The 25,152-nt window shown below is 68.5% G+C and carries 30 protein-coding genes; 26 read left to right on the top strand and 4 right to left on the bottom strand.

Annotated features, from left to right (window positions below):
- Nucleotide 1 precedes the first annotated feature (1 nt).
- Nucleotides 2-265 carry a DUF2442 domain-containing protein gene (locus BT183_RS15095; protein ID WP_072345059.1) on the bottom strand — a complete coding sequence of 88 codons (264 nt, stop codon included), beginning with the start codon at nt 263-265 and terminating at the stop codon, nt 2-4.
- Nucleotides 246-482: a DUF4160 domain-containing protein gene (locus BT183_RS15090; RefSeq protein WP_072346235.1), complete on the bottom strand. Its 237-nt coding sequence runs from the start codon at nt 480-482 to the stop codon at nt 246-248. The genes BT183_RS15095 and BT183_RS15090 overlap by 20 nt, the downstream gene beginning before the upstream one ends.
- Nucleotides 483-519: 37 nt before the next feature.
- On the opposite strand from BT183_RS15090, the gene BT183_RS15085 reads away from it, so the two are divergent.
- From BT183_RS15085 to BT183_RS14990, 21 genes are all read left to right on the top strand, one after another.
- Nucleotides 520-711: a hypothetical protein gene (locus BT183_RS15085; protein WP_072345058.1), complete on the top strand. Its 192-nt coding sequence runs from the start codon at nt 520-522 to the stop codon at nt 709-711.
- Nucleotides 708-869, top strand: coding sequence for a hypothetical protein (locus BT183_RS20805; protein WP_177282576.1), 162 nt, complete (start codon nt 708-710; stop codon nt 867-869). Before BT183_RS15085 ends, BT183_RS20805 begins: the two co-directional genes overlap by 4 nt.
- A complete protein-coding gene (locus tag BT183_RS15080; RefSeq protein ID WP_072345057.1) occupies nt 869-1,342 on the top strand; it encodes an HK97 family phage prohead protease in 474 nt (157 codons plus the stop codon). Before BT183_RS20805 ends, BT183_RS15080 begins: the two co-directional genes overlap by 1 nt.
- 5 nt (nt 1,343-1,347) lie before the next feature.
- A complete protein-coding gene (locus BT183_RS15075) occupies nt 1,348-2,586 on the top strand; it encodes a phage major capsid protein (protein ID WP_072346233.1) in 1,239 nt (412 codons plus the stop codon).
- 348 nt (nt 2,587-2,934) lie between these two features.
- Entirely contained in the window at nt 2,935-3,510 is a 576-nt protein-coding gene (locus BT183_RS15070) for a head-tail connector protein (protein WP_072345056.1), read from the top strand.
- The gene (locus BT183_RS15065) at nt 3,507-3,848 is read left to right on the top strand and encodes a phage head closure protein (RefSeq protein WP_072345055.1); all 342 of its coding nucleotides are present in this window, start codon (nt 3,507-3,509) and stop codon (nt 3,846-3,848) included. The genes BT183_RS15070 and BT183_RS15065 overlap by 4 nt, the downstream gene beginning before the upstream one ends.
- A gap of 4 nt (nt 3,849-3,852) precedes the next feature.
- Complete coding sequence (locus BT183_RS15060) at nt 3,853-4,263, top strand: DUF3168 domain-containing protein (RefSeq protein ID WP_072345054.1); 411 nt, start codon at nt 3,853-3,855, stop codon at nt 4,261-4,263.
- 32 nt (nt 4,264-4,295) lie between these two features.
- A complete protein-coding gene (locus BT183_RS15055) occupies nt 4,296-4,709 on the top strand; it encodes a phage major tail protein, TP901-1 family (RefSeq protein ID WP_072345053.1) in 414 nt (137 codons plus the stop codon).
- Nucleotides 4,710-4,977: 268 nt separating this feature from the next.
- Nucleotides 4,978-5,292, top strand: a complete 315-nt coding sequence (locus BT183_RS15050; RefSeq protein ID WP_072346231.1) for a gene transfer agent family protein — start codon at nt 4,978-4,980, stop codon at nt 5,290-5,292.
- A complete protein-coding gene (locus BT183_RS15045) occupies nt 5,292-5,495 on the top strand; it encodes a rcc01693 family protein (RefSeq protein WP_072345052.1) in 204 nt (67 codons plus the stop codon). Before BT183_RS15050 ends, BT183_RS15045 begins: the two co-directional genes overlap by 1 nt.
- Nucleotides 5,488-6,042, top strand: coding sequence for a phage tail tape measure protein (locus tag BT183_RS15040; RefSeq protein ID WP_072345051.1), 555 nt, complete (start codon nt 5,488-5,490; stop codon nt 6,040-6,042). Before BT183_RS15045 ends, BT183_RS15040 begins: the two co-directional genes overlap by 8 nt.
- Nucleotides 6,043-6,045: 3 nt before the next feature.
- Entirely contained in the window at nt 6,046-6,672 is a 627-nt protein-coding gene (locus BT183_RS15035; protein ID WP_072345050.1) for a DUF2460 domain-containing protein, read from the top strand.
- Entirely contained in the window at nt 6,669-7,559 is an 891-nt protein-coding gene (locus tag BT183_RS15030) for a DUF2163 domain-containing protein (protein WP_072345049.1), read from the top strand. Before BT183_RS15035 ends, BT183_RS15030 begins: the two co-directional genes overlap by 4 nt.
- Nucleotides 7,556-8,002: an NlpC/P60 family protein gene (locus BT183_RS15025; protein WP_072345048.1), complete on the top strand. Its 447-nt coding sequence runs from the start codon at nt 7,556-7,558 to the stop codon at nt 8,000-8,002. The genes BT183_RS15030 and BT183_RS15025 overlap by 4 nt, the downstream gene beginning before the upstream one ends.
- Before the next feature lie 6 nt (nt 8,003-8,008).
- Entirely contained in the window at nt 8,009-11,794 is a 3,786-nt protein-coding gene (locus BT183_RS15020) for a baseplate multidomain protein megatron (protein ID WP_072345047.1), read from the top strand.
- Nucleotides 11,787-12,575 carry a glycoside hydrolase family 108 protein gene (locus BT183_RS15015; protein ID WP_072345046.1) on the top strand — a complete coding sequence of 263 codons (789 nt, stop codon included), beginning with the start codon at nt 11,787-11,789 and terminating at the stop codon, nt 12,573-12,575. Before BT183_RS15020 ends, BT183_RS15015 begins: the two co-directional genes overlap by 8 nt.
- Nucleotides 12,576-12,625: 50 nt before the next feature.
- The gene (locus BT183_RS15010; RefSeq protein WP_072345045.1) at nt 12,626-12,934 is read left to right on the top strand and encodes a hypothetical protein; all 309 of its coding nucleotides are present in this window, start codon (nt 12,626-12,628) and stop codon (nt 12,932-12,934) included.
- Between the two features lie 32 nt (nt 12,935-12,966).
- Nucleotides 12,967-13,626, top strand: coding sequence for a response regulator transcription factor (locus tag BT183_RS15005; RefSeq protein ID WP_072345044.1), 660 nt, complete (start codon nt 12,967-12,969; stop codon nt 13,624-13,626).
- Nucleotides 13,623-15,092 carry a sensor histidine kinase gene (locus BT183_RS15000; RefSeq protein WP_072345043.1) on the top strand — a complete coding sequence of 490 codons (1,470 nt, stop codon included), beginning with the start codon at nt 13,623-13,625 and terminating at the stop codon, nt 15,090-15,092. The genes BT183_RS15005 and BT183_RS15000 overlap by 4 nt, the downstream gene beginning before the upstream one ends.
- A 55-nt stretch (nt 15,093-15,147) precedes the next feature.
- A complete protein-coding gene (locus tag BT183_RS14995) occupies nt 15,148-15,666 on the top strand; it encodes an RT0821/Lpp0805 family surface protein (RefSeq protein WP_072345042.1) in 519 nt (172 codons plus the stop codon).
- 280 nt (nt 15,667-15,946) lie between these two features.
- Entirely contained in the window at nt 15,947-16,969 is a 1,023-nt protein-coding gene (locus BT183_RS14990) for a hypothetical protein (RefSeq protein ID WP_072345041.1), read from the top strand.
- A gap of 6 nt (nt 16,970-16,975) precedes the next feature.
- Here the strand turns inward: BT183_RS14990 and BT183_RS14985 are convergent, their stop codons facing one another.
- Both BT183_RS14985 and BT183_RS20800 read right to left on the bottom strand, forming a co-directional pair.
- Nucleotides 16,976-19,072, bottom strand: coding sequence for an FAD-dependent oxidoreductase (locus tag BT183_RS14985; RefSeq protein WP_072345040.1), 2,097 nt, complete (start codon nt 19,070-19,072; stop codon nt 16,976-16,978).
- Complete coding sequence (locus BT183_RS20800) at nt 19,069-20,154, bottom strand: hypothetical protein (protein WP_072345039.1); 1,086 nt, start codon at nt 20,152-20,154, stop codon at nt 19,069-19,071. The genes BT183_RS14985 and BT183_RS20800 overlap by 4 nt, the downstream gene beginning before the upstream one ends.
- Before the next feature lie 129 nt (nt 20,155-20,283).
- Between BT183_RS20800 and ccmI the strand changes: the two genes are divergently transcribed.
- From ccmI to BT183_RS14955, 5 genes are read left to right on the top strand one after another with little or no spacing between them, the layout of a single operon-like run.
- Nucleotides 20,284-21,360, top strand: a complete 1,077-nt coding sequence (gene ccmI, locus BT183_RS20795; protein ID WP_072345037.1) for a c-type cytochrome biogenesis protein CcmI — start codon at nt 20,284-20,286, stop codon at nt 21,358-21,360.
- Between the two features lie 35 nt (nt 21,361-21,395).
- A complete protein-coding gene (gene ccmE / locus BT183_RS14970) occupies nt 21,396-21,848 on the top strand; it encodes a cytochrome c maturation protein CcmE (RefSeq protein ID WP_072346229.1) in 453 nt (150 codons plus the stop codon).
- On the top strand, nt 21,845-23,818 hold the full coding sequence (locus tag BT183_RS14965) for a heme lyase CcmF/NrfE family subunit (RefSeq protein ID WP_072345035.1): 1,974 nt from the start codon (nt 21,845-21,847) through the stop codon (nt 23,816-23,818). Before ccmE ends, BT183_RS14965 begins: the two co-directional genes overlap by 4 nt.
- A complete protein-coding gene (locus BT183_RS14960; RefSeq protein ID WP_072345032.1) occupies nt 23,815-24,288 on the top strand; it encodes a cytochrome c-type biogenesis protein in 474 nt (157 codons plus the stop codon). The genes BT183_RS14965 and BT183_RS14960 overlap by 4 nt, the downstream gene beginning before the upstream one ends.
- A 60-nt stretch (nt 24,289-24,348) precedes the next feature.
- Nucleotides 24,349-25,110 carry a sulfite exporter TauE/SafE family protein gene (locus BT183_RS14955; protein ID WP_072345029.1) on the top strand — a complete coding sequence of 254 codons (762 nt, stop codon included), beginning with the start codon at nt 24,349-24,351 and terminating at the stop codon, nt 25,108-25,110.
- The last annotated feature ends 42 nt before the right edge of the window (nt 25,111-25,152 follow it).

Here is a 25,152-nt window from a genome sequence, read left to right as displayed (position 1 = left end):
CTCAAGCAGCGCGGTTGCGGGCACCGCGGCCGGCGAGCAGCCCCTTGATCGATATGTCCTCATCGATCTGCGGCCAGTGAATTCCGACACCGCCGCCCAAAAGCCGCCAATCGGCGCGAGCTGTGGCTGTGGCGTCCCTGAGGCGCGGAAACCACTCGATCGGCACGGAAATCTGGCGGCCATCGCCTAGGACGACACGCAGAACATCGGCTTCGACAGTGACGTCGATTGCGACCGGCTCGGTATCAAGCACTAAAGAATTCATTCCACGCCTCAAGAAACTTTTGGCGGTTGCTCTGGATCACAAGCCTCAGGGTCGACAGCTCATGGGCCTTAAACCGCTGCGATGATGCCAGTTCCACGGGCTCAAGCCAATACTTGGCAAGCCCGTCGCCCGCCTCGACGTGAATATGGGGCGGCTCATCGCCTTCATTGGCGAAAAAGAAGAACCGGTAGCCGGCAAGACGCAACACCGTCGGCATGGCTCCCTCCATCCTTCACCACCACACGATACGGCAGATGGACACACTCACCAAGACCGTCGCCGAGCGCGGCGACCTGGCGCATCTGGCGCTGTTTCTCTGGGCTTCGGGAGCATCGACGCTTCTGGCCTGGAGCCTGCGCGAGCTCAGCACCGCCAACCGGCGCTTCAACGATTTCGTCAAGGAAATCGCGGCGCTCAACCAGCTTTTCCAGCGGAGAGACAAGTGACGAGATCCAACCGATCCCCCCGCGAAGCCGGCGCGGAACACGCCCAGGTGTTCCGCCAATTCGCCTGGAACATCGCCGGCGCCATCGCGCCCAATGGCGGACGGCAGGCCGGCACCCGCAACCCGGCACCGCCCCCGGCGCAGCCGGAGCGCAGCTGATGGCGCTCGCCTCCCGCCATATCGCCATCGACGAGGAGGGGCAGTTCGCCGGCTATGCCAGCGTATTCGGCCGCCCCGACGACACCGGCGACATCGTGATGAAGGGTGCCTTCGCCAAAAGCCTCGCAGCGCGCGGGCATGAGCAGGTGCGCCTGCTCTTCCAGCATGACCCGAAAGAGCCCGTCGGCATCTGGGAAAAGCTCGTCGAGGACGGCTTCGGCCTCTGGGCCGAGGGCCGGCTGGTGCCCGGCGTGCCGCGCGCCGATGCGCTGCGGCGGCTGATCGAAAAGGGCGCGCTCGACGGGCTGTCCATCGGCTTTCGCACACGGCGCGCCACGCGCGAGCCGGTGAGCGGGGGCCGCAGGCTCTGGCAGGTCGACCTGTGGGAAATCTCCATCGTCACCTTTCCCATGCTCGACGCCGCCCGCATCGCGCGCCACCGGCGCTTTTCCGCAATCCGCAACGAGGGATGAACCCGATGACCGATTTTTCAACCGATGCCTTCGAGACCAAGGCCGGCGCCGGGGCCCAGCCCGTGGCCGGCGGCGCCGAGGCGCTTCTGGGCGAGCTGATGCACGCCTTCGAGACCTTCAAGCAGACCAATGACGAGCGGCTCGACCGCATCGAGCGGCGCGGATCCTCCGATACGCTGATCGATGACAAGCTCGACCGCCTCAACCGCGCCATCGACGGGGCCAAGGCGGCGCTCGACCGGCAGGCGGTGGACCGGGCCCGGCCGCAGCTCGATGGCGGGAGCCCGGCCGCCGCCGACGAGTACAAGCAGGCCTTTGCCGCCTATGTGAAGCGCGGCGAGGAAAAGGCGCTCTCGATCGGCTCGAACCCCGATGGCGGCTATGTGGTGCCCCAAGAGACCGAGGCAGCCATCACCCGGCTGATGACGGCGCTGTCGCCCATCCGCGCCATAGCCGGGGTGCGGGTGATCTCCTCGGGCACCTATCGCAAGCCGGTCACCCTGACCGGGCCGGCGGCCGGCTGGGCCGGGGAGACGGCGGCGCGGCCGGAGACGGCATCGCCCACCCTCGATTCCCTCGCCTTTCCGGCCGCGGAACTCTACGCCATGCCGGCGGCGACCTCGGCCTTTCTCGATGATGCGGCGGTGGATGTGGGGGCCTGGCTGGCCGACGAGGTGAACGCGGCGTTCGCGGCGCAGGAGACCACGGCCTTCGTTTCGGGCAACGGCACCAACCGCCCGCGCGGCTTTCTCAACTACACCCAGGCGGCCGAGGACGATTGGGAGTGGGGCAAGATCGGGTATCTGCCGACCGGCGTTTCGGGCGACTGGCCGGCCGAGGACGAGAGCGACGTGCTGGTCGCCCTCGTCTACACCCTCAAGGCCGGCTATCGCCAGAATGCCAGCTGGGTGATGAACCGCAGGACGCAAGGGGCGATCCGCAAGTTCAAGGATGCCGATGGCAATTATCTCTGGCAGCCGGCGGCGGGCGCGGGCGGCCGCTCGACCCTGCTCGGCTTCCCGCTGGTTGAGGCCGAGGACATGCCCGATATCGGGGCTGCGGCCACCCCGATCGCCTTCGGCGACTTCCGGCGCGGCTATCTCGTGGTCGACCGGCAGGGGGTGAATGTGCTGCGCGATCCCTATTCGGCCAAGCCGCATGTGCTGTTCTACACCACCAAGCGTGTCGGCGGCGGCGTGCAGGATTTCGACGCCATCAAGCTGCTGAAGTTCGCCGCGAGCTGAGGCGACCGAACCTCATCCTGAGGCGCCCCGCATCAGCGGGGCCTCGAAGGACGAGGTTCGGGCTAATCGTTTCTCCCCCTCTACCGGGTCGTTCCTGCGGAAGCAGGAACCTCTGTTGGCCCGTCCGCATCGCAAACGGAGGTCCCTGCTTTCGCAGGGACGACCCAGGGGTGGGGGCGGGATGGGGTGCCCGGCTCTCGTCCTTCGAGACGCCTCTGTCGAGGCTCCTCAGGATGAGGGCCTCCGAGGTCTCCGGTGGCGATGGAGCCTCCGGGGGGACTGAGTGCCAGGCTGCCACGGTCCGTCCGGGCGCAGGCCCTCTCGCCATTCATAACCAAGGACATTGCCATGACTTCCTATCTCCTGGCGGGGCCCGCTGTGGAGCCTGTGAGCCTTGCCGAGGCGCGGGCGCATCTGCGGCTCGATGGCGAGGGCGAGGATGGGCTGGTTGCAACGCTCGTCACCGCCGCGCGCATCCATGTCGAGGCGGTGACGGGGCGGGCGCTGATCGCCCAGAGCTGGCGGCTGGTGCGCGATGCGTTTCCCGCCAACCGGATCGTGCCGCTGCCGATCGGCCCGCTGATTAGCCTCGAGGCCATTACCGCCTATGACGGCGACGGGGTGGCGCAGGCGGTGCCGCTGGCCGGCATTATGCCCGAAAGCGGATCGCATCCGCCCCGCTTGTTTCTGCCGCGCCTGCTGGCGCAGCCGCCCCTGCGGGAGCGGCAGGGGCTCGAGATCGACTTCATCGCCGGCTTCGGCGAGGCGCCGGAGGATGTGCCCGAGGGGCTGCGGCTGGCGCTGCTGCGGCTCGTTGCGCACTGGTTCGAGAACCGCGACGCGGTGATCCTCGCCGGATCGGGCAGCATCGTGCCCATGGGCATCGATACGCTGCTGACCCCCTGGCGGAGGGTGCGGCTGTGAGCGAGACGCTGCCCGCGATCGGCCTCTTGCGTGACCGGATCGGTTTTGCCCGCAAGGAGATGACGGCGGAACCCGAGGGTGGGCATGGCGTGGTCTACATGCCCGTTGCGACCCTCTGGGGGCGGGTGCGGGCGCTCTCGAGCCGCAGGCAGGCCGAGGCCGACGGGCGCGGCGTGACCATCACCCATATGGTGACGCTGCGCTACCGGGGCGACGTGAAGCCGGGGGATCGGCTGACGGCGCGGGGCCGGCATCTCTTTGTCGAGCGAGCCGAGGATATCGATGGGCGACGCGCCTTCATCGCCTGCGCCTGCAGCGAAACCCTGACGACGGGATAGCGCCATGACCCACCCCATTCTGGCGCTGCAGGGAGCACTGCGCGCAGCTTTTGCCGATGACGCTGTACTGGTGGCGCTGATCGGGGCCGATGGCGTGTTCGATGCGCCGCCGCGCGGACGCGAGCCGCCCTATGTCACCATTTTTCGCCACGACATCGCCCCGCGCGATGGTGACCTCGCGCCCGGACACACGCACCGGCTGGTTTTGCAGGCCTGGGCGGCGGGGCCGAGCCGCAAGGAGGCGCTGGCGATCGTCGACCGGCTGGTCGCGGTGGCGCTCGATGCGCCGCTTGCTCCCGATGGGCTGGCAGTGACGCTGAGGCGCCACGAGCGCACCGAAACGGCGATCGATGCCCGCACCGGCCGGGCCCGCGCCACGCTGACGCTGGGACTTTTCACCGAACCCTCGGCCTGACCCGCCTTTCACCCCAACAAGGATCATCAGCCATGGCAGCCCAGAGCGGCAAGGACATGCTCGTGAAGCTCGACCGCACCGGATCGGGCGATTATCTGACCGTCGCCGGCTTGCGCACGCGCAGCCTCGCCTTCAACGCCGCGCCGGTGGACGTGACCGACGCCGAAAGCGCCGGGCGCTGGCGCGAACTGCTCGAAGGCGGCGGCGTGCGGCGCGCCGCGATCTCGGGTTCGGGTGTATTCAAGGACCAGGCGTCGGACGAAGAGGTGCGGGCGCTGTTCTTTGCCGGCACCATCCGCACCTGGCAGCTGCTGCTGCCCGGCTTCGGCACGGTTTCCGGCCCGTTCCAGATCGTGGCGCTGGAATTTTCCGCCGACCATGCCGGTGAGGTGACCTTCGAGCTGGCGCTCGAAAGTGCCGGGGCGGTGGGGTTCGCGGCGCTTTAGCGCGCTGCGTCGGTGTGTGGGGCGCACCCCCTCCCGGCCTCCCCCGTGAAGGGGGAGGAGGGGGCTCCGTGGGTGGGGCGACTGCCGCCCCGTCCGCTGTCGTCCCTGCGAAGCAGGGACCTCCGTTGCTGCGCTTGCCTCTCAAACAGAGGTCCCTGCTTTCGCAGGGACGACCGGGTGAGGGGCAAGCTGCAGAGCAAGAGCCTCGCGATGATCGCGTTCGGCGGCGGCTGGCGAACGAATGATTTCAACCATCAAGAGACAGGCAATGGCCAATTCTCATCGCGGCGAGATTGCCGCATCGATCGGGGGCGAGGTGCGGACGCTGTGCCTGACGCTGGGGGCGCTGGCCGAGCTCGAAGAGCGGCTGGGGGCGGGGGACCTCGCGGGGCTGGCCGAGCGCTTCGGAGCGGGGAAGGTGAGCGCACGGGACCTGACGGCCATCATCGGGGCCGGGCTGCGCGGCGGTGGCAATAATGTGACCGATGACGAGTTGGCGCAGATGAGCGTCGAGGGCGGCTTGCGCGGGGCCGCCGAGATCGCGGCGCGGCTGCTGCGCGCCACCTTCGGGGAGGTGGGGTGATGGCGCCGTTTCCCTGGGCCGAGGCGATGCGCTTTGGGCTCGGCGTGCTGAAGCTTTCGCCCAAAGCCTTCTGGGCCATGACGCCCTTGGAACTGGCGCGCGCCCATGAGGGGGTGTTCGGCCAGCGCGGGGCAGCGCTGGGGCGCGCCGGACTCGAGGCGCTGATGGCGCAATTTCCAGACAGGGAGGCAAGGGATGGCTGACGGCTTTTCATCGACCCGGCTGGGCGAGGAACTGGGCGATGTGTCGCTCGAACTCGACCGCATCGACGATCTCGCCGAAGGGGTGTCGCGGACGCTCTCGCGCGCCTTTCGCGGCGCGGTTCTGGATGGGCGCTCGCTCAACGGCGTGCTGGGCGAGATCGCCCGCAGCTTTTCCGACATCGCGCTCAAGGCGGCGTTCAAGCCCTTGGGCACGCTGGTGGAAGGGGCGATCACGACGCTGTTTGCCGGCACCAACCCGGCGCTATCGGGTGTGACCCCCTTCGCCAAGGGCGGGGTGATCGCGACGCCAACCTATTTTCCGCTCGGGCGTGGTACGGGGCTTGCGGGCGAAGCGGGACCCGAGGCGATCCTTCCGCTGCGACGCGGCAGCGACGGCCGGCTGGGGGTGGCGATGCCGGGCGGCGGGGGCGGGGTGTCGCTCTCGGTCACCATCAATGCCAGCGACGCGCGCTCGGTGATCGCGAGCGAGGCCGAAATCGGCGCGATGCTTTTGCGCGCCGTGCGGCGCGGATCGCGGGGGAGCTGAGCCATGGCATTCCATGCGATCCGCTTTCCGCTCGACATTGCGCTGGGCGCGCGCGGCGGGCCGGAGCGGGCGACCGATATCGTGACGCTCGCCAGCGGTCGCGAGGCGCGCAACAGCCGCTGGGCGCAGTCGCGCCGCCGCTATAATGCCGGCTATGGCATCAAGAGCCGCGCCGACATGCAGGCGGTACTGGGGTTTTTCGAGGAGCGGCGCGGGCGGTTCCACGCGTTCCTGTGGCGTGACGGGCTCGACCATTCCTCGGCGCCTTCGGGCGGGGCGCCGACGCCGCTCGACCAGCCGCTGGGGCTGGGGGATGGGGAGACCGCGACGTTCCAGCTGGTCAAGCGCTATGGCGCGAGCTTCGATCCCTATCTGCGGCCGATCACCAAGCCCGTCGCCGGCACGGTGCGGGTGGCGGTGGATGGGGTGGAGCTTTCGGAGGGGGTCTCGGTCGATGCGCTGACCGGGCTCGTGGCGTTTGCGTCCCCGCCCGCCGAGGGCACGGCGCTGACGGCTGGCTTTGTCTTCGACGTGCCGGTGCGCTTCGATACCGACCGGCTCGATATCGAGCTTTCGGGCTTCGATGCCGCCGACGCACCCGTGATTCCGCTGATCGAGGTGCTCGAATGAGAGTGTTCGCCGACACGTTTGCGGACCATATCGCCTCCGGCGCGACGACGCTGGCGACGTGCTGGCGCATCGCGCGCAGCGATGGGGTGGTGCTGGGGTTTACCGATCATGACCGGCCGCTGGCGTTCGAGGGTACCGATTTTCTGCCCACAAGCGGGCTCGAGGGCGGGGAGGTGGCGCGCAAGCTCGGGGCGCAGATCGATACCGGCGAGGTGGCGGGCGTCATCGCTTCCGACGCGATCGCGGAAGCCGACATCCTGCTCGGGCGCTATGACGGGGCGCGGGTCGAGACCTATCGCGTCAACTGGCGGGCGCCTGAGACCCGGGCGCTGATGGCGGTGGCGACCATCGGCGAGATCGTGCGCGAGGATGGCGCCTTTCGCGCCGAACTGCGCTCTGGCCAGGCGGCGCTGGGGCGGGTTTCGGGGCGCATCTGCCAGCCGCTCTGCGATGCCGAGCTGGGCGATGCCCGTTGTGGAGTGGATGTTTCGGCCCCGGCGCTGCGGGCCGAGCTCGAAGTGCTGGCGGTGCTCGACCGGTATCGGTTGCAGGTGGCGGGGCTTTCAGGCTTTGCGCCCGGCTGGTTCACGCTGGGACGGGCCCAATGGACGAGCGGCGGGCGGAGCGGGATTGTCGACCGGATCATCAGCCAGTCGCGGCAGGGTGAGGCCGACGTGCTAGGCTTTGCCGAGCCGGTGGGCGAGCGCGTCGTCGCGGGCGACCTGCTGGTGGTCATTGCCGGCTGCGACCGGCGTTTTGCCACCTGCCGCGAGAAATTCGCCAATGCCGTGAACTTCCGCGGCTTCCCCCATGTGCCCGGCAGCGATCTGCTGCTGCGCTATCCTAGGAGCGGGGACGTGCTCGACGGGCGGCCGTTGGTGTCATGAACGCGGACACGGACGCAATCATCACCACCGCGCGGAGCTGGCTCGGCACGCCCTATCGGCATCGCGCCGCAACGCTCGGGGCCGGGTGCGATTGCCTCGGGCTTTTGCGCGGGGTGTGGCGGAGCCTTTATGGCACAGAGCCGATGGCGGTGCCCGCCTATGGCGCGAGCCTGCGCGACCCGCGCCACAAGGGGGCGCTGATGGCGGCGGCTGAAAAGCTGCTGCAGCCGGCCGGGCCGATGCCCGAGGCGGGGCAGGTGGTGCTGTTCCGGCTGTCGGGCCAGCCCGAGCCGCGCCACTGCGCCATTCTCGTAACGCCCAATCGTTTCATCCACGCGCAGGAGCGGCTGGGGGTGGTGGAGGCCGACCTCACCGACCCCTGGGCCCGGCGCATTGCCGGGCTCTATCGCTTTCCACCCCTCACCGACACCTGCAAGGGCTGACCAGCAATGGCAACACTCGCATTATCGCTCGCCGGGCAGTTTGCCGGCGGGCTCGTGGGCGGCCCCGTCGGGGCGACCATCGGCCGGGCGCTCGGCGCGCTGGCCGGCTCGGCCATCGATGGTGCGCTCTTTGGCGAGCGCCCGCGCGAACCAGCGCGCGCCGATATCCGCCTCACCGGTTCGACCGAGGGCGCCGCGATTCCGAGGCTTTATGGCTGGGGGCGGCTCGAGGGCAACATCATCTGGGCGACCGAGCTCGAACGGCTCGCCGAGGAGGGGGCCGGCGCCAAGGGTGGCGGGCGGGAGGAGGAGTCCGAAACCATCGCCGCGAGCTTTGCTGTGGCGTTTTGCGAGGGCGCGGTGCAGCGGCTGGGCAGGGTGTGGGCCGATGGCCAGCTGCTCGACCCCGAAACCGTGACGATGCGGTTTTATGGCGGCACCGAGACACAGGGCGTCGACAGCCTGATCGCGGCGCGGCAGGGAGACGGGCAGGCGCCGGCCTATCGCGGGCTCTGCTACATCGTCTTCGAGCGCCTGCCGCTCACCGGTTTCGGCAATCGCATTCCCAATATTTCGGCCGAGCTCTGCCGGGTGGTCGGCGACCTCGAGCCGCAGATCCGGGCGGTGACGGTGATCCCCGGGGCGACCGAGTTTGGATACGACCCGAGCCCGCGCGTGCGGCTTTTGGGGCCGGGCGCGACGGGCAACGAGAATACGCACCAGAGCGCCTCGCTCTCGGACTGGACGCTATCTCTCGACGAATTGCAGGCGCTCTGCCCCAATCTCGAACGGGTGGCGCTGGTGGTGGCCTGGTTCGGCAGCGACCTCCGGGCAGGGCACTGCACGATCAGCCCGAAGGTGGAAGCATCGGACCGGACCGTGACCGGGCTGGGCTGGTCGGTGGCCGGGCTGACGCGGGGGACGGCGCCGGTGGTCTCGCAGTTCGCGGGCGGGCCGGCCTATGGCGGCACGCCATCGGACCAGAGCGTGCGGGCGGCGATCGCCGATTTGAGGGCGCGCGGGCTTTCGGTGACGCTCTACCCCATCGTGCTGATGGATATTGCCGCCGGCAACACGCTGCCCAACCCCTATACGGGGGAGGCGGGGCAGCCGGCGCATCCCTGGCGCGGCCGCATCACCTGCGATCCGGCACCGGGGCGGGCGGGATCGCCGGAGGGTTCGGGGGCGGTCGAGACGCAGATCGCGCAACTGGTGGGCGGGACCGGGGACTGGGGCCTGCGGCGCATAGTGCGCCATTATGCAAGCCTCGCCGGAGAGGCGGGCGCCGATGCGCTGGTGATCGGCTCGGAGCTTGTGGGGCTGACGACCCTGCGCGGGGACGGCGGGAGCTATCCTTTCGTCGCGGAGCTGATGGGGCTTGCCGAAGAGGCACGGGCGCTGGCGGGGCCGGGTGTGAAGCTGACCTATGCGGCCGACTGGAGCGAGTACTTCGGGCACCAGCCGCAGGATGGATCGGGGGATCGGCGCTTTCATCTCGATCCGCTCTGGGCCTCCGACGCCATCGATGCGGTGGGGATCGACGCCTATATGCCCATCGCCGACTGGCGCGATGGAGATCGGCATGCGGATGCCGAGGCCTGGGAGAGCCCGTATGATCTCGGTTACCTGCGTTCCGGTATTGCCGGTGGCGAGGGGTTCGACTGGTATTATGCCGACCCTGCCGACCGCATCGCCGGGCTCAGGACGCCGATCACCGATGCGGTGCATGGCGAGCCGTGGGTGTGGCGGTTCAAGGATATTGTGAGCTGGTGGCGCGAGCCCCATCACGAGCGCATCGGCGGGGTACGGAGCCCCGAGCCGACCGCCTGGGTGCCTCAGAGCAAGCCCATCTGGTTCACCGAGCTGGGTTGCGCTGCGGTGGATCGGGGTGCCAACCAGCCTAATGTGTTCGGCGACGCCAAGAGCGCCGAGGACGGGCGGCCGTATTTTTCGGCCGGTACGCCCGACCCGCTGATGCAGCGGCAGGTGCTGCGTGCCCATCTCGGGCATTGGGCGGATGGCACGGCCAACCCGGTCTCGAGTGTCTATGGCGGGCCGATGGTCGATCTGGGCCATATCCATCTCTGGACCTGGGATGCGCGGCCTTTTCCGGCTTTTCCGCGCGACCGTGAGAACTGGGCGGACGGGGTAAATCACGTTACGGGCCACTGGCTGACCGGACGGCTCGGCGGGCTGGCGGCCGATGAACTGGTGGCGGCGATTGCCGCCGATTTCGGGGTGACGGTCAACGCGGAGGCGGCGCGACCGCCCTTCATTCATGGCTATCGGGTGACCGGGCCGACCAATTGCCGCGCCGCGCTCGAACCGGTGCTGGAGGCCACGAGCCTCTTGCTGCGCGATGGGCCGGCGGGGCTGGCCAGCGTGGCTCCGTCGCGGCGGGTGGTCGCGACGATCGAGCGCGAGGATCTCGTCGCCGGCGAGGGCGCGATCCTGTCGCGGCGGCGGCCCGACCCCGGTGAGGCGGTCCGCCAGTTCGCGCTGGGCTATGGCGACCGGGAACGGGATTATCTGGCCGGCACGGTGACGGCGAGCCGGTTCGGCGGCGGGGCTCTGGCGGGCGAGGATTTCGCCCTGGTGCTCGATGCGTCGGGTGCGCGCTTCGCCGCCGAACGGCTGCTGCTGGCGCGGGCGATGAGCGGGGAAACGCTGCGCTTTGCGCTGCCCGAGGCCGAGACGCGACTCGAACCGGGCGACGTGGTTGCACTGTCTGGCGAAGGCGAGGGGCCCTTCGAGATCACCGAGTTGCGCGATGCTGGCACGCGGCAGGTGGTGGCGCGGGCGCGCGTGCCGCTCGTCGATGTGGCGGTGACGGCCGAGCGGGCCTTGCCCGTCGCGCCGGGACCGGCGCCACGGGCATTGCCGCAGGTGGTAGCGGCGCATCTGCCGGCAAGCCCGGCCAATCCCGGCCAGTCGCGGCTGTTGCTGGCGGCTAGCGCGCGGCCCTGGCCGGGGGCGGTGACGGTGGTCGATGTCGCAACGGGCGAGCGGCTGTCGCGGCTGACGCGATCGGCGAGCATCGGGACGCTGCTGGAGCCGGCACCCGCCGGCCCGCTGGCGGTTTGGGACGCCTTCGGCAGCCTGCTGATTCGGTTTGGCAGCGGGCATCCGACATCGGCCGAGGATGGTCCGGTGCTGGCGGGCGCCAACCGGCTGCTGCTACAGACTGAATTGGGCTGGGAGGTGGTCGGCTATGCCGGGGCCGAGCTCGTGGCGCCGGCGACCTATCGGCTGACGCGGCTGTTGCGCGGGCTCGACGGCACCGATGCCGGAATGGCGCCGGCTGCCAGCGGCGCGCTGGCGCTGGTGCTCGACGACAAGGTGGCGCTGCTGCCGATGCCCATTGGGTGGCTGGGTGGCAGTGCCGATCTCCTCGCTTTCGCGGGACCGGGCGATCTCGATGGCACGGCGCTGGACCTCAATGCCGGGCTGGGGCCGGCCTTGCCGCTGGCGCCGGTGCATCTCTCAGCCATCCGCGATCCAGCAAGCGGGGACGTAACGCTGGGCTGGATCGGCCGCAGCCGCGCCGATCCGGGCAACTGGGCACTTGCGGAGGTGCCGGCCGATGGGGTTCCGGACGACTGGCGCATCACCATCAGTGCCGAGGGCGAGACGGCGCGGGTTCTCGGCGTGACGGGTCGCTCGGCGCTCTATTCGGCGGCCGACCAGATCGCCGATTTCGGGGCGCTGCCGGCGGCATTCGACTTCGCTGTGCAGCAGGTGAGCCCGGTGCTGGGACCGGGGCATGCGGGACAGGGGGTGTTTCATGACTGACGACGGTGACGCACGCGCGCGCTTTGCCCATTGCCTCACCCATGTGCTCGCCCATGAAGGCGGCTATGCCGACCATCCGGCCGACCCGGGCGGGGCGACCAATATGGGGATCACCCGCAAGACGCTGGCCCGCTGGCGGGGGATTTCGCCCTATTGGAGCCTGCCCAAGGCCGAGGTGCGCGGGCTCGATCGCGCCGAAGCCGCGACGATCTACGAGGCGCTCTTCTGGCGCAGGAGCGGGGGCGCCGATCTGCCGGCCGGGCTCGACCTGGCGCTCTTCGATTTTGCCGTCAATTCGGGACCGGACCGTGCCATCAGGACCCTGCAGGGGATCGTGGGAGCGAAGGCCGATGGATTTGTCGGCCCGATCACGCTGGCCGCCATCAGGCGCAGCATCGGGCTAGTGGGACTGGCGGGTCTTATCAAGGCGCTGTGCGACCGGCGCCTGAGCTTTCTCGACCGGCTTGCGACCTACGCAACCTTCGGACGCGGCTGGAACCGGCGGGTGGCCGCCATCCGCGCTGCAGCGCTCGCCATGGCGGGCGACCGAACTTCAGCCGGGGGATTAGCCCCGGCGCAACCCTGGAGCGAAATGATGACTTTTCTTTCCGGCTACAAGACCTACATTGTCGCCCTGGCCATGGCGATCGCCGGGCTGGCACAAGTGATGGGCGTCGACCTGCCGAGCTTCGAGGGGCAGTCGGCGGGCCATCTGATGATGGAGGCTCTCGCCATCGTGTTCCTGCGGCAGGGCATCAAGACAGCGGTGGAAAACGCCTGAGCGTGTATCATTCATACCCTGTTCAGCCGCTCGCCCTTAAAGACTGAGGCATGAAAAAGGCACTTCTTCCAGTTCTGGGCATTGCGGCCATGCTGGCCATCGGCGGGACGATATCTCCCGCCATGGCGCAGGGCGGGGCCTGCCTCTCGCCCAATGCCATCCAGCAGGCCATTCAGTCCGGCGAAATCCAGAGCTGGGCGGCGGTCAAGCGCATGGCCGGCATCCCGCCCAATTTCTCGGAGGTCTCGGCAGTCGAGGTCTGCCAGCGGGGCGGGCAGCTTTATTATTCGGTCAGCCTCGTCAGTCCCTCGGGGGAAGTGCAAAGGGTTGCCTTGAACGCAGTCGACGGCTCGCGGTAAGCTGAGGCGCGAGCGGCAGAGGGGGGCCACCCATGCGCATTCTCGTTGTTGAAGACGATACCAATCTCAATCGCCAGATCAAGGACGCCCTGAGCGAAGCCGGCTATGCCGTCGACGTCGCCTTCGATGGCGAGGAGGGGCATTTTCTCGGCGATACCGAACCCTATGACGCGGTGGTGCTCGATATCGGCCTGCCGCAGATGGATGGGCTGTCGGTGCTCGAGGAATGGCGCCGCGCCGGCCGTACGATGCCGGTGCTTCTGCTGACGGCACGCGATCGCTGGAGTGACAAAGTCCAGGGCATCGATGCCGGGGCGGACGACTACGTCGCCAAGCCCTTCCATATGGAAGAGGTGCTGGCTCGCCTGCGGGCGCTGGTGCGCCGGGCGGCGGGGCATGCCTCAAACGAGATCGTCGCCGGGTCGGTGCGACTCGACGTCAAGGCCGGGCGCGTCACGGTCGATGGCCAGGCGATCAAGCTCACAAGCCATGAATTGCGGCTGCTGAGCTATCTGATGCACCACAAGGGCAAGGTGATCTCGCGCACCGAGCTGACCGAGCATCTTTACGATCAGGATTTCGACCGCGACAGCAACACCATCGAGGTGTTCGTGGGCCGCCTGCGCAAGAAGCTGCCCGATGACTGCATCCAGACGGTGCGCGGGCTCGGCTACCAGATCGCCGACGCGTGAGCCCGACCGTGCCGAGCGGCACCGACAGCACCCGACCCTCCAATGTGCAGCCGAACGCGGGCGAAGAGGCTGCAATCGACACCGCCGGCCCAAAGACCAGCCGCCGGGGCTCGATCGCGGTTTCGCTGTTCTGGCTTTCGGCCGCCTGGCTAATCGTGGCGCTTGTGGGGACCTCGTTCCTCCTCACCGAGCTTTATTCGCGTGCGCTCGACAACAGCCTGACCGACACGCTGAAATTCCACATCGATTCGCTGGCCGGCCGTTCCCTTGAGCCGGAGGCGCAGGTGGACGAATTGCGCATCCAGGATCCGCGCTTCGGCCGGGCCGCCACCGGCTGGTACTGGGTGATCCGCGATGGCGAGGGCAATATCGTCAATCTCTCGCGCTCTGCGGTGGGGATGCGGCTGCCCGCGATCATTGGGCCGTTCGACCCCGACGGCTATCGCAGCGGGGTGATGACCGACGACAATGGCGTGCGTATCCGCGCGGTGGAGCGGGCCATCATCAGCGAGGGACGGCCCCTGCAGGTGATGGTCACCGGCAGCCTCGACGAGATCCTGGCGCTGGTGGGCGAATTTCGGGGCCAGACCCTGATGGTGCTGGGCGCGGTGGGGATCGCGCTCGCCATCATGAGCGGCATCGGCGCGCGGCTCGCGCTGCGGCCCATCGGCCGGCTCGAGGCCGCCATCGAGAAAGTGCGCGAGGGCGAGGCGCAGGCGATCACCGGGGCCTATCCCCGCGAGATTGCGCCTCTGGCCGAGGAGGTCAACGAACTCCTGCGCTCCAACACCCAGATCATCGAACGTGCCCGCAACCAGGTCGGCAATCTGGCCCATGGGCTGAAGACGCCGCTCGCGGTGCTGCGCAACGAGGCACATCTGCACAAGGGGAGCCCGCTCGCCAAAGTGGTGGTTTCGGAATCGGACAAGATGACGAGTCTGGTTTCAACCTATCTCGACCGGGCCCGGATTGCCTCGCGCACCGCCATCGTCGGCAAGCGCGCCGATGCGACGCTGGTGATGCTGCGGCTGGTGCGGGTGATGGAAAAACTCAATTCAGGCACCACCATCGCCTTCGTGCGGCCCGATGCCTCGCTGCCCTGGTTCCGGGGCGACGAGGGCGACCTCGAAGAAATGGCGGGCAATCTGCTCGACAATGCCTGCAAGTGGAGCCGTGGCAAGATCGCCGTCTCGATGGTGGCCGAACGCGCCCAGAGCGGGCCGATGCTGCTGATCAAGGTCGAGGATGACGGGCCCGGGCTTACGCCTGAGGAGGCCGAAAAGGTGCTCCGCCGCGGCGTGCGGCTCGATGAAAAGACGCCCGGCAGCGGGCTGGGGCTCGACATCGTCAAGGAACTGGTGGACGTTTATGGCGGTTCGCTGGCGCTCAAGCGCTCGGTTCTCGGCGGCGTTCTGGCGGAGTTGCGGCTGCCAGGCGCGCGGCTGGGCGGGCCGCGGCTGGGGTGACCCACTTTCGCCGCATTGCGACGTGATGTAGACAGCCGCAAGACTAGGGTTTTCCATGCTTTCATTCGCCCGACTTCCGCTGCTGCTTCCGATTCTCTTCCTTGGCGCCTGCGCCATGGGGCCATCCGCCGAGCTTGCGCAGGGCCCTGCCTACGTCGGCAGCACGGTCGGACAATCGAGCCTGCCCGCCCTTCAGGGGCAGGGGTCGGTACCCATGCAGACGGCCGCGCTGCCCCAGAGCGCTGCGGTGGCGACGGCATCGGCTGCCGCTTCGACCGATGTGGCCAGCTTCATCGACCCGGCGGCATTGCCGCTGATGAGCAGCTCGGCGCAGGCCAATGCCCGGAACGCCCAGTATAATGCGCTGCAGTTCGGTCGGCCGGGTGCACCGCGCAGCTGGACCGCCGATGGCGGGGTGTCCGGGCAGGTGAGCGTCGGCCCGTTCGTGCGGGTGAACGCCATCGATTGCCGCGATTTCACCCATGTGGTGAAGTCTACGAGCTCCGAATATACCCGCCGCGGCACCGCCTGCCGTGAGGCCGACGGCACCTGGAGCGTGACCAGCCCCAGCTGATGCGGGAAGGGCCGGGCGCGACCGATTTGTTTACCTGATCTGACTAGTCTGGGGCCGGATGATCCGTGCCCGTCCAGCCATGTCCCCGACCGGTTTTACCCGTGAGCCTGCTGAACCCGCCGCCACGATGGCGAGGGGGCATCGCTCGCCTGTCCGTGCCCAGACCCGGGCCGAGCCCGCTTTCGCCGGGCTCATCGACGGCGTGCTGGTGCGCGCGCCACAACCCTTTGTCTTTGCAGGCGCCATAGACGACACAACAGCCCAGTCCGTATGGACGTGGATGAAACGCGACCTGGCGCCGGACCTGGTTGCGGCCCTTGCCGGGGCCCCGCCGGCCGAGCAGGCCGAGTCGCTAGACGGGCTCATGGGCACTCTGCTGACGCGTGCGCGCGATGCCATCGCCGCCGCCTCCACGAGCGAAGATGCCGAGCGACGCATGCGCGTGCAACTGGGCGGCGAGGATGTGGTTTCGCGCCTGCCTGCCGTGCTCACCGCCCTCAGATGCCGGGCGGTGATCGGCAAGGCCCGCGATTTCGGCCGCGCCACCAACGCCATGACCGATGAGGCGGCGCTGGCCGGGGCGCTGCAATCGATGCCCCTGCAGGACCAGACCGTCGCGGGTTTGCTGATGCATGCGGCCATGGGCGAAGTGCAGCAGCCGGCGCGCATCATGAGCGCGCTGATCCGGTTGGTGGGCAGCGGCAGCGAGGCAGCCATCGGCCGCGCCGGCTACGCCCCGCTGGTCGAGGCGCTGCTCGCGCATGCCCAGAACCAGCTCGGTGCGATGGAGGGGCAGGGGCCGTTCCGCGATATCGACCGGGCATGCGCTGCGCTCGAACGATTCCACAGGCTGAGCCGCGCCGTGACGGGCTATGTCGAATTCGCGCCGCTCGGACGCTGGACCGGCGTGGTCTCGGGACTGACGCGCCACGCCTCGGACCGGGTCGCGCTGCATCTGCGCGACATGGTGCCCACGCTGAGCCGAGCCCTGCGCGGAGATAGCGCCAGTGACGAGCATGAAAGCGGGCTCGAGGCGTTCAACGCGATGTACATGCTGGCGACCGCCCGGGACTGCCGCGATTCCCTGGCGCTCAACACGCTCATCGATCCGCTGTGGCAACAGGTGGGGCAGGTGATCGAGCATCACTCGGAGCGGCAGCGCGAAGCTCTGCGAACCCACGAGCCGACGGCCGTGCGGCTGGCGCGCTACGACCGCGCCGTGCGGCTGGTGGAACTGCGTTTCGGCGCCGAGCACGCCGAAATCCTGCGGCGCGCACGCGAGGCTGCGACGCGACGGCTGTGAGCCCGATCAGGGTTTGGGCGCGGTCTTTTGTGCCTTGTCGGCGGGTCTCGACTCGGCAGCGGTCAGCGTACCCGTCCTCAGACTGTCGGTACGGAACCGCTCGATAAGGCGCACGGGGACGGCGCCGTTTTCGTCGCGGATAGAGAACCGCTCGCCGGGGGCGGCGTCGGGCTTGCCGAGCAGCAGCAGGCCGCCGCTGCGCCGGCCTGGCGCTGGCGCCACGATCACCCCGAGCGCCTTGCCCGGATCAGTCTCGGCGGCATCCGCGAAAGCCAGGCACCCGACCTCGAAAAAGCGGGAATCATCGGACAGCACCGTCCACAGCATCGGCGCCGGCCCGAAGCGGCCAGCCAGATAAGGCGGCAACCCCGTTAACTGCGGCGGAGGGGGCAGCGGAGACGGGCCGGTGGCGATGCTGGCAGGGGCAAGGCAGCGTTCGGCAGCCAGACTGCCCGCGCCGCCGCGCGGGATCACGCCCAGATGGACCGCCGCGACGAGGTCGCACAGTCCCAATGCGCTGCCTTGCACAAGCGGATCCCACTGCGGTGGGCGGCGGCGCAGAAGCCGATCGACCAGCCGGGGGCGACGCGTCACGGGACGGGTCAGCAGCGTGTCTCCGACATCGAGAAAGGCCGGGATCGCCTGCTCGCCTGAGGGCGGAGCGAGCGGATTGGTGTCGTCGGCGGTTTCGAACACCGTCTCGATCTGCGTATCGTCGATGAGGGGAAGTTTGTGGCCCAGATAGGCTGCGGCCACGGCAGCCCCTGCGGCAAGGCAGGCCGAGGTGTTGCGAAGGCCCGCTGCACTGCCGGCCATCATGAGCCCGGCGCGTTCCCCGCGCCCTTCGAGCCGGCCAGCGCGCGCGTTCCATACCGCGCCACCGCCGGCCCGGCACCAGAGCGTGATGTCGGGCTGCGTGCTGCCGGCAATGACCAGCCCCTCGCAGTCGAACGGGCCACTGGCCTGCACCGCCTCCTCGCCCTGCATGGCAAAGCCGACCGAAAGGCCTCTGCCGCCGGAGCGCGGGACGGCGTAGCGCGGCATCTGTCCGCCGGCGAGCGTAAACCCCGACGCCTTGCAGAAATCGATAAAGCGGGACTGGGCGTTGACGCGGCTGTCGACGATGCGTGCGATCTCGACCCCGGCATTGCCGGCCATCAGCGCAAGGCGATAGCCGGCATTGCTCTGGGTTGCCAGAATGGTGGGCGAACCCGACCAGAGGCCGAACTGGGCCGCGCGCTGATATGCCGTGACGGCGCCGCTGACTCCGGGCAGCCGATTGCCGGAAAATACCGGCAGGCGCTCGAGCGTGCCGGTGGCAAGAACCACGAGGCGGGCCTGCGCCTCGGCCATCACGCCACGCGGCCCATGCGTGTCCGGGCGGCAGAGATGCACGCGAACCGCGCCATCGGTAACCGCAACGACTTCGGCGCAGAGATGGATGCTGAGCCCGGGCAAGGCGGCGGCCTCGTTCGCCATCCGCGCCACCAGCTGGTCGGGAGGCTCCTCATCCTCGACGGCGCCATAAAACCCCGCGTCTCCTCCAACGACCGAGCGGCGTTCAAAGAGCGCCACGCTCACCCCGTTGCGGGCGAGCTGCAAAGCCGCAGTGAGGCCGGTGACGCCGCCACCCACGATGATCACATCGGCGCGCAGCGTCTCGCGCACCTCGCCGTCGCGCCATGGCTCGACGAAATCGCCCGGCGCATCGAGGCGGAAATTGAGGCTGCGGGCGGCAGAGAACCGCTGTCTCAACTGCCCCAGTCCGGCAGTGGCGCTATCGGGGCGGGCCAGCGTCACGAGATCGGCGCCTTCGACCGCAGGCATGCGGGCGAGCGGCAGCGCCGATGCAACCTCTTCGCGATGGCGACGCGGCAAAGCCGAGGGGCTCAGCCGCTCATGCAGGGCCAGCGGATGGCCCTTATAGGTGCCGATGCTGTCAATGCCATGGGCTAGAACAGCCGAGAGCACGGTGTCGCCCGGCAACGCCGCGATGACCTGGCCATCAAGACGAAAGGTGAACGATCGCTCTCGCGTGATGGTCCGTCCCGCAAGCGGGCCGGCGCCAGCATCGAGCCTGCGCGAGGCGGCGGAGAGGCTCATGAGAAGCCTGCAAGGCAGCGCGGCACGCTGAAATCGGCAACCGCTGGTCTGGGCGTTCCGCGCTGCGACGCGAAGGCCGCCAGAATGCTTGCCTCCGCCGGTTCTGCCGCGCCGACCATCCAGCGCGCCAGCAGCGGCGCGAGGAAGGCTGCCCAGGGTCCGAGGCCGGCAACGATGCGGGCGCGGGATCCCCGCACGGTTCCCACCAGCGGCGCGCCATCGCCGCAGTCCGAAACAAGGAATGAGGCTTCGGCCGAGCGACGCAGCAGGCCCTGGGCAGGGAGGCAGGCGCCAAGGCGCGCGGCGGCCGAATCGGGATCGCCCCGCAGCAAGGCGGTGATGCTGCCATCCGAAGCTTGTGTGAGCGTTGCGCCGCGGTCGAGATAGATCATCGCGCCAGAGGAAAGGGGGCGGGCCGGCTCGGTGAGGATCGCGCGTGCCGGATCAAGGTTGAGGATGGGATCGCGTGCCGAGGCCGGCAGATGCGCGCCGATCGCTTCGGCATCGAGAAACACGGCCTCGCCAGCCAGCAGCATGCGGTCTTCGACGGGCAGCCGCACCGAGCCGTCGCGGCGCAGGGTAACCGGGCCGGAGATCGGACCCGAGAGGTGCACGCCCAAGGTTTCGAGCCAAGCGAGGAGCGTCGGGATCAGTCGCGCGCGATCCAGTTGGAAGTCCCCGCTGAACCGGTAGCCGACCGCGCCTTCACCGATATCGACATCCGCCACCCGCGTGATCCGCGCGCCCGATCCGCTGGCGACGTGCCGCATGTGCTGCAAGGCTTCGAGCGTTGCCGGATGGCTGCCGATCAGCATCGGTTCGCTGGGCAAAATGGCGGCGCCGGCCCCGATCCGCTCCAGCAGGGCGCGGGTTTCGGGCACGACGCGGAGAGCCAGCTGCCAGAGTGCGGGCCGCGTGGCGGGTGCCACGCTGAGGTCGACGCCGCGGGGCAGCTGACCCTGGGCAAACGGCCGCGACACGAGGCATACCCGACGCCCATGCTGCTCGGCCAGGATGCCGGCGCAAAGCAGCGACAGCGGATCGCTGCCCAGAACGGCGATGTCGAAACCCGTGGCCTCCATCAGCGATGGATAGTGGAGGCTGCGTCAATGCGCCCGTCGCACCCTTGCGTGTTCGGATGCACATTTCGCCAAAATCCGCCTATAGATGCGTGGCGCCGAACGGCTTCCGAACGCGATCCCCGAGACCCTATGGTATTCTGGACCCTCGCCATTGCCATGACAGTCTGTGCCTCCGCCGCGCTCTATTATGCGTCCGCGCGGCGAACGGTCAACGCATCGTCGGCGGCTTCGGCTGCACCGGCGATGACCGCGCATCTGCGCCTCCAGCTCGCCGAGATCGAGGCCGACCTCAAGGCCGGACGGCTTGACGAGGCTCAGGCCGTTGCCGCCCGGGCCGAACTGGCCCGCGAGGTGCTGCGCGTAGAGGCCGAATCGGCGCCGGCCGTCTCGCTCAAGGGTGGGCGGAGTGTGGTGGCCCTGTCCTCGCTGGGGGCCGCCGTGCTCGCCTTTGCGGTCTATGCCGGTGTCGGCCAGCCCAACCTGCCGGCCCAGCCCCTGGCGCAGCGACCAACCCTGCCCGCCCAGATGACCATGGACGAGGCGGTGGCGCGCATCGAGGCCGAGCTCGAGCGCAATCCGCAGGATGTCCGCGGCTGGCGGGCCGTTGCGCCCGCCTATATGCAGATGGGACGAGCGCCCGACGCCGCACGCGCCTTCCGCCGCATTCTTGAGCTTGCGCCGGTCACCGCCGATGCGGAGATCGATCTGGCCGAGGCGCTGATGGTGGCCCAGAACGGCTCCTTTGCCGGCGAGCCCTTGGAGCTCCTGACAAGCGCCGCGACCCGCGACCCCACAAATACCCGCGCGCTTTATTATCTGGCCGGTGAGGCAACCACGGCCGGGCGTTTCGCGGAAGCCGCCGAGCGCTGGCAGACGCTGATCGATAGTGCCCAAGGGTCGGAAAACTGGCTGCCCGCGGCGCGGCAGGGTCTCGAAGCGGCGATAACGGCGCGTGACGGCATGGGTGCCGATGCCGGCGCCGTGCAGCAGCGCGTTGCCGATCTCGCCGCCCGCCTCGAGACGTCCGGCGGCACGGTGGCCGAATGGGCCCAGCTCGTGCGATCCTATCTCGTGCTCAACGACCGGTCGGCCGCCATCACCGCCTACCAGCAGGCGATGCTGGATCATCCGGACGCGGGCGAGCGCATAGAACTCGACAGGCTGGCGGCCGATAGTGGCCTTCTTTCCGCGGAGACTCGTCCATGACGGTGCAGGGGCAGGCTGGCGGCACCGCCCGTCGCATGACGCGCAAGCAGAAGCGGCTGATGATCATCGGCGCGCTGGCGCTGGTGCTGGGCCTGGCGCTGGCCCTAGTGCTCGTGGCGCTGCGCGACCAGATCGTGTTCTTTTATTCCCCGACCGAAGCCATCGCCCGCGCGGTAGAGCCCGGCACGCCGATCAGGCTGGGTGGCCTCGTCAAGGACGGTTCGTGGACGCGCGAGGGCGAGACCAACCGGTTCGTCGTCACCGATGGCGAAACCGAAATGGCCGCTTCGTTCGTCGGCATCCTGCCTGATCTCTTCCGCGAAGGGCAGGGCGTGGTTGCCGAGGGGCGGCTGACCACCGATGGGCGCTTCGAGGCGAGCAACGTGCTGGCCAAGCACGACGAGAACTACATGCCCCGCGAAGTGGTGGATTCGCTCAAGGCGCGCGGCGAATGGCAGCGCGAGCCTGCCGAGGGAGGCGCGTCATGATCATCGAACTCGGGCATTTCGCCCTCGTCCTCGCCTTCGCGCTTTCCGTGGTGTCGGCGATCGTCGGCTTCACCTTCAGGGGCAGTTCCGCGCAGGTCACGCTGTTCCTGCGCCATGCCGCGCTGCTGCAATTCCTCTTGGTGGGAGCGGCCTTCGCGGCGCTGGTACAGGCGTTTGTCGTATCGGATTTTTCGCTGGCGCTGGCCTATCAGCATTCTCATTCGCTGCAGCCGCTGCTCTACAAGGTCACGAGCGTCTGGGGCAATCACGAAGGCTCGATGCTGCTCTGGGTGCTGATCCTGGTGCTGTTCGGGGCCGCCGTCGCGGCGTTCGGGCGACCGCTGCCGTTCGATCTCCTGGCGCTGGTTCTCGCCATGCAGGGGCTGATGGTCGCGGCCTTCGCCGGCTTCACGCTGTTCACGTCCAACCCCTTCATGCGGATGGTTCCTGCCCCCTTCGAGGGCGAGGACCTCAATCCGGTGCTGCAGGATATCGGTCTCGCCATCCACCCGCCGCTCCTCTACATGGGCTATGTCGGGTTCTCGATCTGCTTTTCCTTCGCCATCGCTGCGCTGATCTCGGGGCGGATCGATGCGGCGTGGGCGCGTTGGGTGCGGCCCTGGACGCTGATCTCCTGGACGTTCCTGACCCTGGGCATCGCCATGGGCTCCTACTGGGCCTATTACGAACTGGGCTGGGGCGGCTGGTGGTTCTGGGATCCGGTGGAAAATGCCAGCTTCATGCCCTGGCTGGCCGGCACTGCGCTGCTGCATTCGGCCATCGTGATGGAAAAGCGCAATGCGCTGAAGATCTGGACGGTCTTTCTTGCGATCATCACCTTCTCGCTCTCGCTGCTGGGCACCTTCCTCGTGCGCTCGGGCATTCTGACTTCGGTGCACACCTTCGCCTCTGATCCGACGCGCGGCATGGTGATCCTGACCATGCTCGGACTGTTCATCGGTGGCGCCTTCACGCTTTTTGCCATGCGCGCCAATGCGCTCCGGGCCGGCGGACTTTTCCATCCGCTCAGCCGCGAGGGTGCCCTGGTGCTCAACAATCTCTTCCTCGCCACCGCGACCGGAGCGGTGCTGGTTGGTACGCTCTATCCGCTGGTGCTCGATGCCTTGACGGGGCAGGCGATCTCGGTGGGCGCGCCGTTCTTTGATCTCACCTTCAGCGCGCTGATGGTGCCGCTGCTCATCCTGCTGCCCTTCGGGCCGTTCCTGGCGTGGAAGCGGGGCGATCTGGTCGGTATCGTCCAGCGCCTTGCCGGCGCCGCCGCACTGGCCTTGTTCTGTGCCATCCTGGTCGCGGCGCTCTCGGGCGCCTCGATTTCCCTCGCGCCGTTGGGGCTCTTGCTCGGCTTCTGGGTGATGTTTGGGGCAATCGCCGAACTGGTTGAAAAGGCGCGTTTCGGCCGCCTGCCCATAGGGCAGTCGTTCCGCCGGCTGTTCGGCCTGCCGCGCACGGCCTATTCGACGACGCTGGCCCATTTCGGCATGGGGGTGACGGTCATCGGCATCGTTGCCGCCAGTGCCTGGGAAATGGAGCGTGTGGTGGCGATGAACCCGGGCGATACCCAGACGCTTGCCGGGTACACCATCGGCTTTGAGGGTCTCACCGAGGAGCCGGGGCCGAATTTTGCCGCAGAGCACGGCACGTTTGCGATCACCGCGCCAGGGGGCGGCACGCGTCAGGCTATCGCCGAACGCCGCGTTTATGTCGCCAGCGGCCAGCCCACCACCGAGGCGGCGATCGAAACCTACGGCTTCTCGCAGGTCTATATCCAACTCGGTGAAGTCGCCGCCAATGGCAGCCATGTGGTGCGGCTCTGGTACAAGCCTTACGTCACGCTCATCTGGCTGGGCTGCGTGCTGATGGCATTGGCGGGCTTCATCTCGCTGTCGTATCGGCGCATGCGGGTCGCCGCACCCACTCCCTCGCGCCGCAAGACGGTGCCGGCAGAATGAGGGCACTGCTGCTCGCCATCATCCTCTCTCTGGCCGTGCTCTCTCCGGCCCATGCGATGCTGCCCGACGAGGTGCTTCCCAACCCGGCGCTCGAAGCGCGGGCCCGGGCGATCTCGGCCGAGCTGCGGTGTCTGGTGTGCCAGAACCAGTCGATCGACGACAGTGATGCACCGCTGGCGCGTGACCTGCGGATCATCGTGCGCGAGCGCCTGCTGGCCGGCGACACCGATACGCAGGTGCGCGATTTCGTCGTTGCCCGCTATGGCGAGTTCGTACTGCTCCGGCCGGTGCTTGCGGCGCACACCATCGTATTGTGGATCGCGGCGCCTCTGGTTCTCATCCTGGGCATGGCCGGCGTGGTGCTGGCTGCCCGTCGCCGCTCGGCGGTGCTGGCGACCACAACAATCCCCTCGGCCCTGACGCCCGAGGAGGAAGCCGCCCTCGCCCGATTGCAGGAGAGGGACCGCTGAGCGCTTGCATGGCGGGGTGAGGGTCGGTAACGAGGGCCTGCCCCCGCAAGAGTGAGCCCCTTGCCCCTCGATCTCGCCTTCCTGCTGCCGCCCGGTCTTGATCCGCTCGTTGCGCTCGGCCTTCTCGCGCTCAGCTTCGTCGCTTCGCTGATCACCGCCACCTTCACCCTTGGGGGCGGGGTGCTGATGCTCGCCGTGCTGGCGCTGGTGTTCCCCCCCGCGATCGTGGTGCCGCTCCACGGAGCGGTGCAGGTGGGCTCGAATGCCGGCCGTGCCTTCATGCTGCGCCGCTTCATCGCCTGGAAGAATGTGCGCTGGCTAGCGCTGGGGGCGCTGCTCGGCACGATCGTCGGGGCGCCTGTTGCCGCATTCCTGCCGGCAGAGATCTTCCAGATCGTCATCGCGCTCTTCATCATCGTCACCACCTGGCTGCCCAATCCGAAGGTCACCGATCACAGCCCCATGGCTCAGGTGATCGGGGGCACGATCATCTCGGCCCTCGGCATGCTGGTTGGCGCGACCGGCCCGCTCGTGGCGCTGTTCCTGCGCGGCATCAAGGACCGGCAGGTGCTGGTGGGTACGCATGCCGCCATCATGACTATCCAGAACACCTTCAAGATCGGCGGCTTCGTCGTGCTCGGCTTTGCCTTTGCAGCCTATCTGCCGCTGGTCATCGGCATGGTGCTGTGCGGCTTCGCGGGAACGGCCGTCGGGGGCGGGTTTCTGACCAAGATTTCCGAGCGCGCCTTCCGGCTCGGGTTCCGCATCATGCTGACGGTGATGGCGCTCTATCTGCTCGTGGAGGCCCTGGGGCTTTTCTGACGAACGACGGGCAACAACTTACCAAACTGTAATCTTGAGGTC

Source organism: Devosia enhydra (assembly GCF_900119845.1).
GTDB lineage: Bacteria > Pseudomonadota > Alphaproteobacteria > Rhizobiales > Devosiaceae > FPKU01.
Note: the sequence above shows the minus strand (reverse complement) of the source record. Positions and strands in the feature narration are given on the sequence as shown.